11 protein-coding genes are annotated in these 15378 nt (G+C 64.1%); 9 read left to right on the top strand and 2 right to left on the bottom strand.

Going from position 1 to position 15378, the window contains the following annotated elements; genetic code table 11:
* The first annotated feature begins 59 nt into the window (after nucleotides 1–59).
* Genes dusB through purH form a run of 3 tightly spaced genes read left to right on the top strand, consistent with a single transcriptional unit; the run spans nucleotide 60 to nucleotide 2947 of the window.
* Complete coding sequence (dusB, locus tag QUV35_RS09490) at nucleotides 60–1091, top strand: tRNA dihydrouridine synthase DusB (RefSeq protein WP_300873057.1); 1032 nt, start codon at nucleotides 60–62, stop codon at nucleotides 1089–1091.
* The gene (locus QUV35_RS09495) at nucleotides 1088–1324 is read left to right on the top strand and encodes a helix-turn-helix domain-containing protein (protein ID WP_291210148.1); all 237 of its coding nucleotides are present in this window, start codon (nucleotides 1088–1090) and stop codon (nucleotides 1322–1324) included. The genes dusB and QUV35_RS09495 overlap by 4 nt, the downstream gene beginning before the upstream one ends.
* Nucleotides 1325–1354: 30 nt before the next feature.
* Nucleotides 1355–2947 (top strand): bifunctional phosphoribosylaminoimidazolecarboxamide formyltransferase/IMP cyclohydrolase, encoded by a 1593-nt coding sequence (gene purH / locus QUV35_RS09500; RefSeq protein ID WP_300873115.1) that lies wholly within the window; start codon nucleotides 1355–1357, stop codon nucleotides 2945–2947.
* A gap of 16 nt (nucleotides 2948–2963) precedes the next feature.
* On the opposite strand, the gene hemL is transcribed toward purH, so the two are convergent.
* Both hemL and QUV35_RS09510 read right to left on the bottom strand, forming a co-directional pair.
* Nucleotides 2964–4265: a glutamate-1-semialdehyde 2,1-aminomutase gene (gene hemL, locus QUV35_RS09505; protein WP_300873061.1), complete on the bottom strand. Its 1302-nt coding sequence runs from the start codon at nucleotides 4263–4265 to the stop codon at nucleotides 2964–2966.
* 50 nt (nucleotides 4266–4315) lie between these two features.
* Nucleotides 4316–5257 carry a bifunctional hydroxymethylpyrimidine kinase/phosphomethylpyrimidine kinase gene (locus QUV35_RS09510; RefSeq protein ID WP_300873063.1) on the bottom strand — a complete coding sequence of 314 codons (942 nt, stop codon included), beginning with the start codon at nucleotides 5255–5257 and terminating at the stop codon, nucleotides 4316–4318.
* Between the two features lie 155 nt (nucleotides 5258–5412).
* Between QUV35_RS09510 and QUV35_RS09515 the strand changes: the two genes are divergently transcribed.
* The 6 genes from QUV35_RS09515 to QUV35_RS09540 all read left to right on the top strand — a co-directional run bounded on the left by QUV35_RS09515 (nucleotide 5413) and on the right by QUV35_RS09540 (nucleotide 15351).
* On the top strand, nucleotides 5413–5586 hold the full coding sequence (locus QUV35_RS09515) for a rubredoxin (RefSeq protein WP_069047877.1): 174 nt from the start codon (nucleotides 5413–5415) through the stop codon (nucleotides 5584–5586).
* Between the two features lie 95 nt (nucleotides 5587–5681).
* The gene (locus QUV35_RS09520; RefSeq protein ID WP_300873065.1) at nucleotides 5682–6077 is read left to right on the top strand and encodes a response regulator; all 396 of its coding nucleotides are present in this window, start codon (nucleotides 5682–5684) and stop codon (nucleotides 6075–6077) included.
* A complete protein-coding gene (locus QUV35_RS09525) occupies nucleotides 6077–6442 on the top strand; it encodes a response regulator (protein WP_300873117.1) in 366 nt (121 codons plus the stop codon). Before QUV35_RS09520 ends, QUV35_RS09525 begins: the two co-directional genes overlap by 1 nt.
* Nucleotides 6443–6470: 28 nt before the next feature.
* A complete protein-coding gene (locus tag QUV35_RS09530; RefSeq protein WP_300873067.1) occupies nucleotides 6471–7022 on the top strand; it encodes a chemotaxis protein CheW in 552 nt (183 codons plus the stop codon).
* 61 nt (nucleotides 7023–7083) lie between these two features.
* A complete protein-coding gene (locus tag QUV35_RS09535) occupies nucleotides 7084–9336 on the top strand; it encodes a methyl-accepting chemotaxis protein (protein WP_300873069.1) in 2253 nt (750 codons plus the stop codon).
* Between the two features lie 33 nt (nucleotides 9337–9369).
* The gene (locus tag QUV35_RS09540; protein ID WP_300873071.1) at nucleotides 9370–15351 is read left to right on the top strand and encodes an Hpt domain-containing protein; all 5982 of its coding nucleotides are present in this window, start codon (nucleotides 9370–9372) and stop codon (nucleotides 15349–15351) included.
* Nucleotides 15352–15378 lie beyond the last annotated feature (27 nt).

Here is a 15378-nt window from a genome sequence, read left to right on the forward strand (position 1 = left end):
TCCATCCATTGGCTGGGCGCGCGAAGGCCTCTCCCAACCACGCACATTCTCCCACCGCCATGCAACTCGGGGCCTTCACCCTGCCCAATGCCCTGTTCGTCGCGCCGATGGCGGGCGTGACAGACCGGCCGTTTCGCAAGTTGTGCAAACGCCTGGGTGCGGGTTATGCGGTCAGCGAGATGGTCACCTCGCGCCCCGATCTGCAGGACAGTCTCAAAACCTCGCGGCGCGCCAACCACGAAGGCGAAGCCGCTCCGATCGCGGTGCAGATCGCCGGCACCGACGCGCAGATGATGGCCGATGCCGCGCGCTACAACATCGACCGCGGCGCGCAGATCATCGACATCAACATGGGCTGCCCGGCCAAGAAGGTGTGCAACAAGTGGGCGGGCTCGGCGCTCATGCAGGACGAGGCGCTCGCCATCGAGATCGTGCAGGCCGTGGTCGCTGCGTGCGAGCCGCACGGCGTGCCCGTCACGCTCAAGATGCGCACCGGCTGGTGTGCCGGCGTGCGCAACGCACCCACGCTCGCGCTGGCCGCAGAATCCGCCGGCGTGCAGATGCTGACGGTGCACGGCCGCACACGCGAGCAGGGCTACAAGGGGCAGGCCGAACACGACACCGTGGCCCACATCAAGAGCCGCGTGCGCATTCCGGTGGTGGCCAACGGCGATATCGGCAGCCCGGAGCAGGCACGTGACGTGCTGCGTGCCACTGGAGCCGACGCCATCATGATCGGCCGCGCCGCGCAGGGACGGCCCTGGATCTTTCGCGAAGTGGCGCACTTTCTCGCCACGGGCGAACACCTGCCGCCACCCGATCTGGCGCAGGTGCGGGGCTGGCTGCTCGATCACCTGCACGACCACTACGACCTCTACGGTGAATTCACCGGCGTGCGCAGCGCACGCAAGCACCTGGGCTGGTACGCGCAGGCCTTGCCATTGCCGGTCGGGGCCGCGGCCGTGTTCCGCGCCCGGGTCAACACCACCACCACCGTGGACGAGCAACTGCGCTGCGTGAGCGACAGCCTGGACGAATGGTCCGGTGACACAACAACAACCCTGAGAGACGACTGGAAACTGGCCGCATGAACAAGAACAACCTGCACGACTGCGTGCGTGCCAGCATGGAAGACTTCTTCCACGACCTCAACGGCACCGACCCGGCCAACCTGCACGACATGCTGGTCAAGGCGGTCGAGAAGCCCTTGCTGGAAGTGGTGATGGAGCAGGCACAGCACAACCAGTCGCGCGCCGCGCTGTGGTTGGGCCTGAACCGAAACACCCTGCGCAAAAAACTGCTCGAACACAAGTTGATCGACTGAGCCCGTCCCGATTCAAAAACCACCAGAACCCTGTTCATGCGCGCACTCATTTCTGTCTCCGACAAAACCGGCATCGTCGAACTCGCACGGTCACTGCACAGCCTCGGCGTGTCCCTCATCTCCACCGGCGGCACCGCCAGGCTGCTGGCCGAACAGGGCCTGCCCGTGACCGAGGTGGCCGACGTCACGGCCTTTCCCGAGATGCTCGACGGCCGCGTGAAGACGCTGCACCCCAAGGTGCACGGCGGCCTGCTGGCCCGGCGCGACCTGCCCGAGCACATGCGGGCCCTCGAGGCGCACGGCATCGAGACCATCGACCTGCTTGTCGTCAACCTCTATCCGTTTGAAGCGACGGTGGCCAGGCCCGGCTGCACGCTCGAGGAGGCCATTGAAAACATCGACATCGGCGGGCCCGCCATGGTGCGCAGTGCGGCCAAGAACTGGAAGGACGTGGCCGTGCTCACCGACGCTGCGCAGTACGCCGGCGTGATCGACGAGCTCAAGGCCAACGCACGGGTGAGCGACGCAACCCGTTTTGCACTGTCGGTCGCAGCCTTCAACCGCATCAGCAACTACGACGGCGCCATCAGCGATTACCTCTCGAGCATCACGTTCGACGCTGCTGCTGCCGTGCCCGCGCGCAGCGAGTACCCCGCGCAGGCCAACGGCCGTTTCGTGAAGCTGCAGGACCTGCGCTACGGCGAGAACCCGCACCAGACGGCTGCCTTCTACCGCGACCTGCACCCCGCGCCCGGCTCCCTGGTCACCGCGAAGCAGTTGCAGGGCAAGGAGCTCAGCTACAACAACATCGCCGATGCCGATGCGGCCTGGGAGTGTGTGAAGAGCTTTGATGTGCCCGCATGCGTGATCGTCAAGCACGCCAACCCCTGCGGCGTGGCCGTGGGCAAGGATGCGCTGGAGGCTTACAGCAAGGCTTTCCAGACCGATCCGACCAGTGCTTTCGGCGGCATCATTGCGCTCAACCGCGTGCTCGACGGGGCCGGCGCGCTGGCGATCAGCAAGCAGTTCGTCGAGGTGCTGATGGCGCCCGGCTACACACCCGAGGCGCTCGAGGTGTTCAAGGCCAAGGCCAATGTGCGGGTGCTCGAGATCGCACTGCCACCCGGTGGCCCCAGCGCATGGGACCAGGGGTTGAACCTCACCGACATCAAGCGCGTCGGCTCGGGCCTGCTGATGCAGTCGGCCGACAACCACGTTCTCAAGCGCACGGATCTCAAGGTGGTGACCCGGCTGCAACCCACCGAGCAGCAACTCGACGACCTCATGTTCGCCTGGAAGGTGGCGAAGTTCGTCAAGTCCAACGCCATCGTGTTCTGCAAGGACGGCATGACCATGGGCGTGGGTGCCGGCCAGATGAGCCGCCTCGACTCGGCCCGCATCGCCAGCATCAAGGCCGGTCACGCTAACCTGTCGCTGCAGGGCACGGCCGTGGCCAGCGACGCCTTCTTCCCGTTCCGCGACGGCCTCGATGTGGTGGTGGACGCGGGCGCGAGCTGCGTGATCCAGCCCGGGGGTTCGATGCGCGATCAGGAAGTGATCGACGCCGCGGACGAGCGCGGGGTGGTGATGGTCACCACCGGCGTTCGCCACTTCCGGCACTGATGGTGCACCTCGCTCGTCAGAGCGTTTTGAACACCTCGCGCGCAGCCGCCACCGTGTCTGCAATGTCCTGCGCCGTGTGCGCCGCGCTCACAAAGCCGGCCTCGTACAAGGCAGGTGCGATGTACACGCCGCGATCGAGCAAACCGTGGAAGAGCTTGTTGAACATGGGCCCATCGGTGGTCATCACCTTGGCATAGTTCTGCGGCAGTTCGTCAAACAGGAAGAAGCCGAACATGCCGCCCTGGCTGTCGCCACACATCGTCACACCTTCGGCGTGTGCGGCTGCGGTCAAACCATCCACCAGCGAGCGCGTGGTGGCCGAGAGGGCCTCGTAAAAGCCAGGCTTGCGGACCTCGCGCAGCGTGGCCAGTCCACAAGCCGTCGCCACCGGATTGCCCGACAGCGTGCCGGCCTGGTAGACCGCACCCAGGGGTGCGAGTTGTTCCATCACCGCGCGTTTGGCACCGAACGCTGCCAGCGGCATTCCACCACCGATGACCTTGCCCATCACGGTCATGTCGGGCTCGAAGCCGGGAATGAGCTGGGCATAAACGCTCTGGGCACCGCCGAGCGCCACACGGAAGCCTGTCATGACCTCGTCGAACGCGAGCAGGGCGCCGTGCTGCGTGCACAGTTCACGGCAGCGCTTCATGAAAGGCACGCTGGCGCGCACGAAATTCATGTTGCCTGCGATCGGCTCGATCATCAGGCAGGCCACTTCGGGGCCGTGTTCAACGAAGGCGGCTTCAAGTTGCTCGACGTTGTTGTACTCCAGCACGATGGTGTGCTGCACCACCTCGGGCGGCACGCCGGCGCTCGTGGGGTTGCCGAACGTGGCCAGACCCGAGCCGGCCTTGACCAGCAGCGCATCGGCGTGCCCGTGGTAGCAGCCTTCGAACTTGATGATCTTCTTGCGGCCGGTGGCGCCGCGCGCCAGACGGATCGCGCTCATGCCGGCCTCGGTGCCGGAGCTCACCAGCCGAACCATCTCGATGCTGGGCACCAGCTGGACGATGGCCTCGGCCAGCTCCACCTCCCGTTCGGTCGGTGCGCCGTAGGAGAAGCCTTCCAGCACCGCTTTCTGCACTGCTTCGACCACCGCCGGGTGGCCATGGCCCAGGATCATCGGCCCCCAGGAGCCGATGTAGTCGATGTAGCGCTGGCCGTTGGCATCCCAGAAATAGGCACCTTGCGCCCGCTGAACAAAGCGCGGCGTGCCGCCGACGGCGCGAAACGCGCGCACGGGCGAGTTCACGCCACCCGGAATCAGTACCTTGGCGCGGTCAAAGAGTTGCTGGTTGCGATCGACAGTGGTCATGGAGGTGGCTTGCCTTGGTGAAGGGTGCGGGCCTGCGCGCGCGAGAAGAATCAATGCCGGGTGGTGTCGAGGGGAAAGTCGCTTGCGTCGAGCGTGTTGTCCGAGGCAGGCTCCCCTTCGGCTCCTTCACTCTCGTCGTCGTCTTCGTGCGCCCAGAACAGCCTGTCGGGCACGGCGTGGCCCATCCCGGGCTGGAAGCCCGCGTCAAGGCATTGGTCGAGGTAGGTCAGCGCCTCGGCACAGGCTGACTGGAGGTCGGTGCCACCCGCGATCAACGCGCACAGCGCAGCGGACAGCGTGTCCCCGGCACCGGTGAACGTGGCTTCGAAGCGTTCGTAGCGCGCGGTGGCCAGCACGGTTTCGGGCGAAGCCAGATGGCTCTCGAGGTATTGATCGGCTGCGTTGAAACCCGTCACCAGCGTGTAGGGGACACCATGCACCGCCGCAGCGCGGGCCACATCGCGCGGACTCGGCGGTCGGTCGCCTTCCCACTCCGGCAGCAGCCAGCGACACAGCGTGCTGTGGTTGCCCACCAGCACGGTGGTCTGCGGCAGCAGGAGTTCGGCGCTCGCATCCAGATAGGTTTCGATGGCGAGTTCGTCCCACCAGGAGAGGTCGGGCATGTAGGCAATCACGGGCACATCGGCATAGTCGGCCGTGATCTCCGCCACCACGCTGAGGTTTTCGGGGTTGCCGACGAAGCCCACCTTGAAAGCCTGCACCGGCATGTCCTCCAGCGCACAACGGGCTTGATCGGCCACGGCCTCTTCATCAAACGCAAAGTGGTCGTGGATATCGGATGTATCGCGCACATACGCGCCCGTGACGACGGCCAGCACATGGACCGAGGCGCTCGACATGGCCGTGATGTCGGCGCTCAGACCGCCAGCGCCGCTGGGATCGTTGGCGTTGAACACCATCACGCAGGGCAGGGTCGCTTCGCCCGGAGGTACAAGCGTTGCGGGTGTTGTTTTTTCGGGCGTATCGGGCATGGGCTGAGAGAGGGATCGGATTCGTGTGGAAGATGCCCGCAGAATGATCCTCGCGCTTCAAACAAGGCATTGGACAGAAGGCCGGAAACGGCGCCCGAAGGGCTGTACCTCGCTCGATACAATGCTTGCATTCTATGACAAGGCCCCCTATAACCATGACCGAAACCAAGACTTGGATGTGCCTGATTTGTGGCTGGATTTACGACGAAGCGCAGGGAGCTCCCGAGCACGGCGTGCCAGCCGGAACCCCCTGGGCTCAAGTGCCGATGAACTGGACCTGTCCTGAATGCGGTGCGCGCAAAGAAGATTTCGAGATGGTGCAAATCTGACATCCGGCTCACGCGTCACCTGACGCCGGACGCATCGTTGCCTGCCAGGTTTCTTGCGTCCCACTTCCCGACCCATCTTCTGGAGCCTGTGAACCGTGAGCACAACACCCGCCCTGAAAGTCCTCGTCGTCGACGACAGCAACACGATCCGGCGCAGCGCCGAAATTTTTCTCAAGCAGGGTGGGCACGAAGTCCTGTTGGCCGACGACGGATTCGATGCACTGGCCAAGATCAACGATTACCAGCCCGATCTGGTCTTCTGCGACATCCTGATGCCAAGGCTGGATGGCTACCAGACCTGCGCGATCATCAAGCGCAACGCACGCTTCGCCAGCATCCCCGTGGTCATGCTCTCGTCCAAGGACGGCGTCTTCGACAAGGCGCGCGGCCGCATGGTGGGCTCGCAGGACTACCTCACCAAACCTTTCACCAAAGACCAACTGCTGCAAGCCGTGCAGCAGTTCGGTGCCAACCTAGCCGGAGCTGCATGATGGCCATCCACAAAATCCTTGTTGTCGACGACTCGAAAACCGAACTCATGGTGCTGTCCGATCTGCTGAGTAAAAACGGCTACAGCGTGAGGACCGCTGAGAATGCGGACGAGGCCTTCCGTCGCCTCGGGGAGGAAAAGCCGGATTTGATTTTGATGGACGTTGTCATGCCCGGTCAAAATGGATTTCAGTTGACGCGTGCCATCACCCGCGATCCTCAGTATTCCAACATTCCGATCGTGATGTGCACCAGCAAAAATCTGGAGACCGATCGGGTTTGGGGAATGCGGCAGGGTGCACGCGACTATGTGACCAAACCAGTGAATGGTGAAGAGTTGCTGTCGAAAATCCGGGCATTGGCCTGAACCTAGATTGAATTGAATTCCACCCAGCATGGCCAAACGACAATCACTGAAGGAATTGCAGGAACGTTTGGCCCAGCGATTGAGTGTCGCCAAAACAGAAGCCGTCACGGCGGCGTGGCTCGCGGTGGAATCTCATGGCAACCGCTACCTGCTCCCACTGGTGCAGTCCGGCGAAATTTTCCCATGGTCGGCTGTGCAGCGAGTCCCTTACACCAAGCCATGGTTCGTGGGTGTTGCCAGCCTGCGGGGCGGTCTTCACGGCGTGATCGATCTGGCGGCGCTGGTCGAATCGTCCTCCTCCACCCCTTCGGGCACGCTCTCGGGTTTGCAGGGTGAACGCATCACTTCCGAGTCGCGTCTGGTCAGTTTGCACACCGCCCTCGGTGTGAACGCAGTGATCTGGATCGATCGACTGCTGGGTTTGCGCAGCGCCGCCATGTTCACCGGCTTCGGTCCCAAACCCGATGGTGCGCCGGCCTATTTCAATCGATCGTTGGTGGATGCTCAGGGACTGCCCTGGCAAGAGTTGGACTTGCAGGTGCTGGTGGGTGAGCCCGAGTTCCTCGCCATCGCAGCCTGACGATACAAACGTGTGACCGTCACGGTCTTTTCTCCTTAGTTTTCAGTTGGAAGGTGTTTACATGGCCACGCTTGATCGATTCCAGGGACTGTTCAAGAAAAAAGCCGATGATGAACGCGACTTGGCCACCGTGACGGATCAGGAGGCGGCTGAACTGGCCGCTGCGCGACTGGCGCCCGACCCCCAGGCCGATGACTTTTCAGGCAACCTGCTCATGTCGGAAGACGACGAAGGTGCCGAAGAGCCGGGCCTGATCTCTTTGCCACTGCTGGGGCGCCGGTCTGCGGAGCAGCACCAGCGTTCCCTGGCCGTGCTGTTGGCGTTTGGCCTGGTGGTTCTGGGCGCGGTCACCTTCTTCGTGCTGAGTCAGACGGAAAAAGTCAGTCAACAGCTGGCGGCCAGCGGTCAGGCGCTCATGCAGTCCCAGCGTCTGGCCAAAAGCGTTTCCCAGGCCTTGATCGGCAGCCCTGCGGCGTTTCCCGAGGTGCGAGACAGCTCGGATGTGCTGTCGCGAAGCGTGAGGGGCCTCAAGCAGGGCGATGCGGACCTGTCCATCGATGCGCTCGGTCCGCAGTACACAGGCCAACTGGATGAGCTCCTGCCTCGCATCGAAGCGGCCGAAGGCAACGCTTCCGCCGTGCTGGCCCAGGAAGCGATCCTGACCCAGGTGGGCAACGCCCTGCGCACCATCAACCGACAGTCGTCGGACCTGCTCGAGATTGCCGAAACCATCTCGTCCCTCAAACTGCAACAGAACGCCCCGGCGGCAGAAATCTCGGCTTCTGGTCAGCTGGTGATGTTGACCCAGCGCATCGGCAAATCGGCCAACGAATTCCTGACGCTCGAGGGCGTGAGTCCGGAGGCGGTGTTCTTGCTGGGCAAGGACTTGAACACCTTCAAGGAGATTTCCGAGGGTCTGTTGGGCGGCAGTGAAGAGCTGCGTCTGGCCGCAGCCCGCGACGAGCAGGTGCGGGAACGGCTCGGCGCCCTGCTTGCCTTGTATGAGCAGACCCGCGTTGAAGCCGGCGCCATCCTGGGCAACCTGCAAGGTCTGGTCTCGGCACGTGAAGCGCAAGCCAGCATCATTGCCGACAGCGAGCCGCTGCGACTCGGTCTGCAGAACCTGCAGTCTGAACTCACTGCCCGTTCGGGCTTGAGTGGCGGCGAGTTCGGCGCTTTGTTGTTCTCTGCCCTGTTCGCCCTGCTGTGCGCTGGTGGCCTGGCTTACGTGCAATTGCAGGAAAGCCGTCAGCGACAGCTCGCGGCCGAAGCGCAGCGCCTGGCGGCGGAGTCGCTGGAGCAGGACGCCAAGCGGGTGAATGATGCCAACCAGGCGGCCATTCTGCGTTTGATGAACGAACTGCAGACAGTGGCTGAAGGTGACCTTACCCAGGAAGCCACGGTGACGGAGGACATCACGGGCGCCATTGCCGACTCGGTGAACTACACGGTGGAAGAACTGCGATCGCTGGTGGGCAACGTGCAGGCCACTGCCACGCGGGTGGCGCAAACCACATCGGCGGTGGAAAGCACGTCCACTGAACTGCTGGCAGCGTCCACAGAACAGCTCCGGGAGATTCGTGAAACCGGCCAGTCTGTGCTGGACATGGCCCAACGCATCAACCAGGTCTCGGGTCAGGCGCAGGAGTCTGCCACGGTGGCCCGCGCGTCGCTGCAAGCGGCTGAGTCGGGCTTGCAGGCGGTGCAGGACGCCATCGGCGGCATGAACTCGATTCGCGACCAGATCCAGGAGACGTCCAAGCGCATCAAGCGGCTGGGCGAGTCTTCGCAGGAAATTGGCGAGATCACCGAGCTGATCTCGGACATCACCGAACAGACCAACGTGCTGGCTTTGAACGCCGCCATTCAAGCCGCATCGGCTGGTGAAGCCGGTCGCGGCTTCTCGGTGGTTGCCGAAGAGGTGCAGCGACTGGCTGAACGCTCTGCCGATGCCACGCGGCAGATTTCGGCGCTGGTGAAGGCGATTCAAACCGACACGCAGGACGCTGTGGCCGCCATGGAGCGCTCCACGCAGGGTGTGGTCGAAGGGGCGAAACTCTCCGACAACGCCGGTACCGCGCTGTCCGAAATCGATCGCGTGTCCCGCCGACTGGCCGAACTGATCGAACAGATTTCCAACGCTGCATCTCGCGAAGCCGATTCAGCCAACGAGGTGGCCGGCAACATTCAGCACATCTTTGCCGTGACGGAGCAAACGGGTGAAGGAACCCGCTCCACGGCTCAGCAGGTGCGCGAACTGTCGGCCATGGCCGAAGAACTTCGCCAGTCGGTGTCGCGATTCAAGATCGCCTGATTGCCCCAGTCGGACCTTTACCCCAAGACCAACATGCTCGACACCGCCAGCGACAGTCTGCAGATGGATCCCCCTGTCGCCGACCTCGGTCCGTTGGCGTGGGTGTTTGAAGAACTGCGCAAATCGCTTGATGGCGCCAACAAGGCGATCAAGCGATTTGTTCGTGAAACAGAACAATCGCGACTCGACGACTTGCAGGCGGTCGATCCCGCTTCCTTGCGACAGGCGCGGCAGCAACTGCATCAGGCGGTGGGCGCCCTGGAGATGGTGGGGCTCGGCGCACCAGCCCATGTGCTCAGAGCCATGGAAGCCGCTGTGCAGCGCTTTGTTCAGCGTCCCCAGTCATGCACCGACGCGGCCGCGGCGAAGGTCGAGCGGGCCAGTTTTGCCTTGGTGGAGTATCTCGAGGCCGTGCTGAACAACAAGCCGGTGCAGCCTGTGGCGCTGTTCGCCCAGTATCGCGAGGTGCAGGAGCTCGCTGCAGCCGAGCGCGTTCACCCGGCCGATCTGTGGCCGTTTGATCACCACGGGATGGATGTCGACGCGCCGACGGACCGCACGCCGCTGGCATGTGATCCATCCATCCGGTCCCTCTTTGATCGTCTGGTGCTGCTGGTTGTGAAGACCGAAAGCCAGGCTGCGGCGCAACAGCTGGTCAAGCTCTGCGCCGGCCTTTCGGTGGGCGCTGCCGATACCCGCACAAAGACCTTCTGGCGCGTCGCTTCCGGCTTCTTTGAAGCGGTTGCTCAGCGCCTGCTGGCACACGATGTGTATGTCAAGCGTGCTTTTTCGCGGATCCTGATGCAGTTCGTGACCTTGTCGCAAGGCAAGGCTCAGGTCTCCGAAACCTTGCTCCACGATCTGCTGTTTTTCTGCGCGCAGCCGCGCGACGTCTCCGAGAAGACCTCGCCGCAACTGGCGGCTGTGCGCAAGGCCTTTGGCCTGGGTGATCCGCCTGCTGTGGACTACCACGTGGCCTCCCTGGGTCGGTACGACCCGGCCGTGCTGGCGCAGGCGCGCAAACGCATCAACCTCGCCAAGGAGGCGTGGTCGCTTTATTCCGGCGGTGACGCCAGCCGCGCCCGCCAGGTCGCCGACCAGTTTGGTTTGATCGGAGACTCACTGCTCAAACTGCATCCGGCGAGCACGGTGCTGGCCCAGGCGTTGGTGAAGGCGGCCGACCATGCCGTGCGCGAGCCCGGCGGCGTGAGTCCGGAGCTGGCCATGGAAGTGGCCACCACAACCTTGTATCTCGAGGCGGCCTTTGAAGATTTTGATCCCAGCGCTCCGGAACTGACCGAACGCACCCAGGCACTGGCCGATCGGCTCGAAGCCGTGATGGCGGGGCAGCCGGCGCAGCCCCTGGATGTCTGGATGGAGCAGCTGTACCGCCGGGTGAGTGACCGGCAGACCATGGGCAGCGTGGTGGGCGAGCTCAAGGTGTCACTGGGCGAAGTCGAAAAATCGCTCGACCAGTTTTTCCGCACGCCCCAGGAGAAGGACGGACTGCACGTCGCTGCTTCGCAATTGGCGCAGATGCGCGGCGTGTTGTCGGTTCTGGGCCTGGACCAGGCGGTGCATGCCGTCACCCGGATGCGTACCATGGTCGAGCAGATTCTCGACACCGAGGTGGACGAGGCACTGGCTCGCGAGGCTGGCACCTTCCAGCAGCTGGGCAACAACCTCAGTGCCATGAGCCTGTTGGTCGACATGCTGAACTACCAGCCCACGCTGGCGAAGAAACTCTTTGTCTTTGATGAGGAAAAGGGCGAACTCCTGCCCTTGATGGGGCGTGCGCCCGCAGCCGGGCTCCGGCATCCCACTGCCCGAGACGAGGCGCGCGCCATCAGCGACGGTGTGCAGCAGGTTGTGAGCGAGGTTCAGGGCGGCATGAGCCTGGTGGATCTCAGTCAGCAACTCGACTCCCTGGCTGCTCAGGCCACACTGGCCGAGCAGTCGGGTGTGGCCCGTGCCGCGCGCGAAGCCGCAGGCGCCGTGGTGGGTGAGGATGCTGCGGCAGGTGCCCAGGCCCTGGTCGGTCTGTCCGAAGCTTCCATGGCGGCGAACGAACCGGAGCAGGTTGACACCAGCGGTGAGGACAACGACGAAGAAGACCTGCTTGACATCTTCCTGGAAGAAGCTCGCGAGGTCGTGGGCAACGGACTGGATGCGGTGGGTCACCTTCAGGTGCAGCCTGGCGATCTCGAAAGCCTCACCACGCTGCGCCGTGCGTTCCACACGCTCAAGGGCAGTTCGCGCATGGTGGGCCTGGAGGAATTCGGGCAAGCCGCGTGGGCCATGGAGCAGTTGCTCAACACCGTGCTCGCAGAGCAACGACCGGCCAGCCCGCCACTGTTGATGCTGACCGGGCAGGCCATGTCCGAGTTCGCGCGTTGGGTGGACGACATTTCCGCGCGACGTGAAGGCCACTGGAAAGCGCAACCGTTCAAGGCCAGTGCAGAGGCGCTGCGCGATCAAGGCCGCTTCCTTCCGCTGGCCCAGTCGATCGATCCGCAGGCCGAGGCCAGATCCAGTTCGCCCGCGCCGCTCGACCTTGCCGTGCCTCAAGAACCCTTGTCGCTCCCCGAGCCGGTCCATGAGTCGGTAGAGGCGGCCTTGCCCACGTTTGATCTGGATTTCACCGCATCGCCCGAGAGCGCCGATCCGGTGGCGTCGGTGGAGCCCGAGGAGGACGTTGCCTTCGACACCGCCTTTCTGGACCTCGGTCCGGAGCCAGCGGTCGAAGTCCCCGAAGCGCAAGCTTTGCTGGCCGACATCGACTTTGGCAGTCTGGCAGCGTTCGCTTCGAAAGAGGTGACGTCGCCTGATGAGGCAGCTTCATTGGCAGAAGCCTCGGAGCCAGCGCCGCACCCCGAGCCCGATGTGTCTGACGTGCCGCCCGCCGAGCCCGTTGATGCGGCAGCCGCAGGGGCCACGCCACAGACCAGCCCGTTTGACGAGGCCGTCACGGAAGAGATGCCCGACGAACAGACCCGTGTGATCGGGTCTCTGCGAATCGGGCTCAAGCTGTACAACGTGTACCTCAACGAGGCTGATGAGTGGTCTCGGCGCCTTTGCACAGGACTCGCCGAATGGGCACTGGAGCGGCATGAGCCGGTGCCGGAGCAGACCGAGGCCCTCGCGCATTCGCTGGCCGGCAGCTCCGCGACTGTGGGCTTCCAGTCGCTGTCAGACATTGCGCGCGCCCTGGAGCACGCCCTGGAATCGGTGAGCCTGCATCAGCAAGCGGGCGTCCTCGCAACGGCAGAACAGGCCCGCCTGTTCGTCGATGCGTCTGAAGACATTCGACGCCTTCTGCATCAGTTTGCTGCAGGCTTCCTCAAGGAGCCCGATCCACAGTTGATGGATGCGCTGTACCGCGTGGTCCACGATCCGGTGCCCGAGGAGGCTTCCCCAGCGGTCGACGCCGAGGTGGCAGAGGCCTGGCTGGCGCCCGAAGACATGGTGATCGAGGAAGCGCTGCCGCAGGAGCCTGACTGGGCGCCTGCCGAGGTGGTTGAACCTCCGCCCTCAAGTCTTGCCCCGCTGACCACTTTCGATCTGCCGTCTCTGGCCGATCCAGCGATTGATTTTGTCGCCCCGCACACCGATGGCCACCGGGTGGACCATGGCCGGGTGCAGGACATCGACGACGACATCGACGTGCTGGACACGATCGACATCGACCTGTTTCCGATCTTTGCCGAGGAAGCCCAGGAGTTGCTGCCGCAGCTCGAAGGCGCCTTGCGCCAGTGGGTGGCCCGGCCCGACAACGGCAGCGCCCGGGCAGAAGTTCTGCGCAATCTGCACACGCTCAAGGGAAGCGCCCGGCTGGCCGGCGCGCTTCGCCTGGGTGAAATGGTGCACCGCATGGAAACCACGGCAGAGCGGTTGGGTTCCGAGGTGAAGCGAGGCTCGGATCTGGAGCCCTTGCAGTCGGCGTTCGACGACATCAGTGCCCGTTTCGAGATCTTGCGCAATCGCGATCCCGAATCCAGCGATGTGGTGCAGACCGCGCCGGAACAGGTCGTGTTCGAACCCGCCCCTCTGGCTGAACCGATCACGGCCGTCGAGGCCGAACAGGCGCCCGGGGCCGATCTCACCCGAAGCATGGAAGGCCTCACCCTGCCGGTGGCGCCCACGGTCACGCAGGCTCGTGCCGGAGCCGCTGTGCGCGTGCGTCCCGAACTCCTGGACCGACTCGTGAACCAGGCGGGTGAGGTCATGATCACCCGCACGCGCATGGAGTCCGAGCTGGTCACGCTGCGCGGCTCGCTGAAAGATCTCACGGGCAACCTCGACCGATTGCGCGGCCAGTTGCGCGACATCGAACTGCAGGCCGAGACACAGATGCAGTCCCGACTGGCCCAGGCGCGGGACGCCGACCAATCGTTCGATCCACTCGAGTTCGACCGATTCACGCGCGTGCAGGAACTCACCCGGATGATGGCCGAGTCGGTGAACGACGTGGCCACGGTGCAGCGCAACCTGCAGCGCGCCGTGGAATCCACCGAAGACAGTCTGGTGGCCCAGGGCCGACAGACCCGCGAACTGCAGCGCGACCTGCTGCGCACGCGCATGGTGGAATTCGAAGGCATCTCCGAGCGCCTGTACCGCGTGGTGCGCCAGGCGTCGAAGGAAACAGGCAAGCAGGTGCGTCTGGACATCACTGGCGGCAACATCGAGATGGACCGTGGAGTGCTGGACCGGATGACGGCAGCCTTCGAGCACTTGTTGCGCAACAGCGTGGTGCACGGTATCGAGTCGCCCGAACAGCGATTGAGTGCGGGCAAAGCCGCCGAGGGTCAGATCGAGATCACGCTGGCGCAGGAGCTCAACGATGTGTCGGTGGTTTTTGCTGACGACGGCGCCGGGCTGGACCTGCCGCGCTTGCGGGAAAAGGCTGCAGCACAGGGTCTGATTGAGCAGAACGCCACCCTGACCGACGTCGAGGCAGCCCAGTTGGTGTTCGAGCCGGGCATCAGCACGGCGCGTGAAGTCTCCGAACTCGCAGGTCGGGGCATCGGAATGGACGTGGTCCGCAACGATGTGGTGGCCCTGGGCGGCCGCATCGAGACCGCGACGCAGGCCGGACAAGGCACCAATTTCAAACTGGTGCTGCCGCTCACCACGGCCGTGACGCAGGTGGTGATGTTGCGGGCGGGTGCACTCACGTTGGGTGTGCCTTCCAACCTGGTGGAGCTGGTGCGGCGCGTCAGCGCAGACGAACTGGCCAAGGCTTATGCGAACGGTTCCCTGACCGTGGCCGGTGAAGCGGTGCCCTTTTTCTGGACGGGCGCGTTGCTGCAGTCGTCCGTGCAGTCGCTGGAGTCCACGGGTCGCACCTTGCCGGTCATCATCTTCCGCAGTGCGGCGCAACGGGTGGCCATGCACGTGGACGAGGTTCTGGGCAACCAGGAAGTGGTGGTGAAGAACCTCGGATCCCAGCTCTCGCGGCTGCCGGGCCTGGCGGGCATGTCGGTGCTGGCATCGGGCGCTGTGGCCTTGATCTACAACCCGGTCGCGCTGGCCACGGTGTACGGTGAGCAGGTGCGCAACTGGGTGAGCACGCAGCAGAAGATCGTCCAGGCCATGCCGGCCGACGCGCCATTGGCGATGGAGCTGGCGGTGAACGCGGTTCCCCTGGTGCTGGTGGTCGACGACTCCATCACGGTTCGCCGTGTGACGCAGCGTTTGCTGCAGCGAGAAGGCTACCGGGTCACGCTGGCTGCCGACGGGCTGCAGGCGCTGGAGAAGCTGCAGGTCGAGCGACCCACGGTGGTTCTGTCCGACATTGAAATGCCGCGCATGGACGGCTTCGACCTGGTGCGCAACATTCGCAGCGATGCCCGTTTGTCCGACTTGCCGGTGATCATGATCACGTCGCGCATCGCGGAAAAACACCGCGAGCACGCTCGCGAGCTGGGTGTGGACCACTATCTGGGCAAGCCCTACGCCGAAGACGAATTGCTGGCCCTGATCGGGCACTACGCCAAGGCAGCGACCGAGGCCTGAGGGGCTCTCCCCGATCCGTCGGACCGG

It is taken from the genome of Hydrogenophaga sp. (genome assembly GCF_030373225.1).
Taxonomy (GTDB): Bacteria; Pseudomonadota; Gammaproteobacteria; order Burkholderiales; family Burkholderiaceae_C; genus Hydrogenophaga.

Coding starts and splice junctions, on each gene's coding strand:
- dusB (WP_300873057.1), top strand. CDS start 60: ATGCAACTCGGGGCCTTCACCCTGCCCAATGCCCTGTTCGTCGCGCCG.
- QUV35_RS09495 (WP_291210148.1), top strand. CDS start 1,088: ATGAACAAGAACAACCTGCACGACTGCGTGCGTGCCAGCATGGAAGAC.
- hemL (WP_300873061.1), bottom strand. CDS start 4,265: ATGACCACTGTCGATCGCAACCAGCAACTCTTTGACCGCGCCAAGGTA.
- QUV35_RS09510 (WP_300873063.1), bottom strand. CDS start 5,257: ATGCCCGATACGCCCGAAAAAACAACACCCGCAACGCTTGTACCTCCG.
- QUV35_RS09515 (WP_069047877.1), top strand. CDS start 5,413: ATGACCGAAACCAAGACTTGGATGTGCCTGATTTGTGGCTGGATTTAC.
- QUV35_RS09525 (WP_300873117.1), top strand. CDS start 6,077: ATGGCCATCCACAAAATCCTTGTTGTCGACGACTCGAAAACCGAACTC.
- QUV35_RS09530 (WP_300873067.1), top strand. CDS start 6,471: ATGGCCAAACGACAATCACTGAAGGAATTGCAGGAACGTTTGGCCCAG.
- QUV35_RS09535 (WP_300873069.1), top strand. CDS start 7,084: ATGGCCACGCTTGATCGATTCCAGGGACTGTTCAAGAAAAAAGCCGAT.
- QUV35_RS09540 (WP_300873071.1), top strand. CDS start 9,370: ATGCTCGACACCGCCAGCGACAGTCTGCAGATGGATCCCCCTGTCGCC.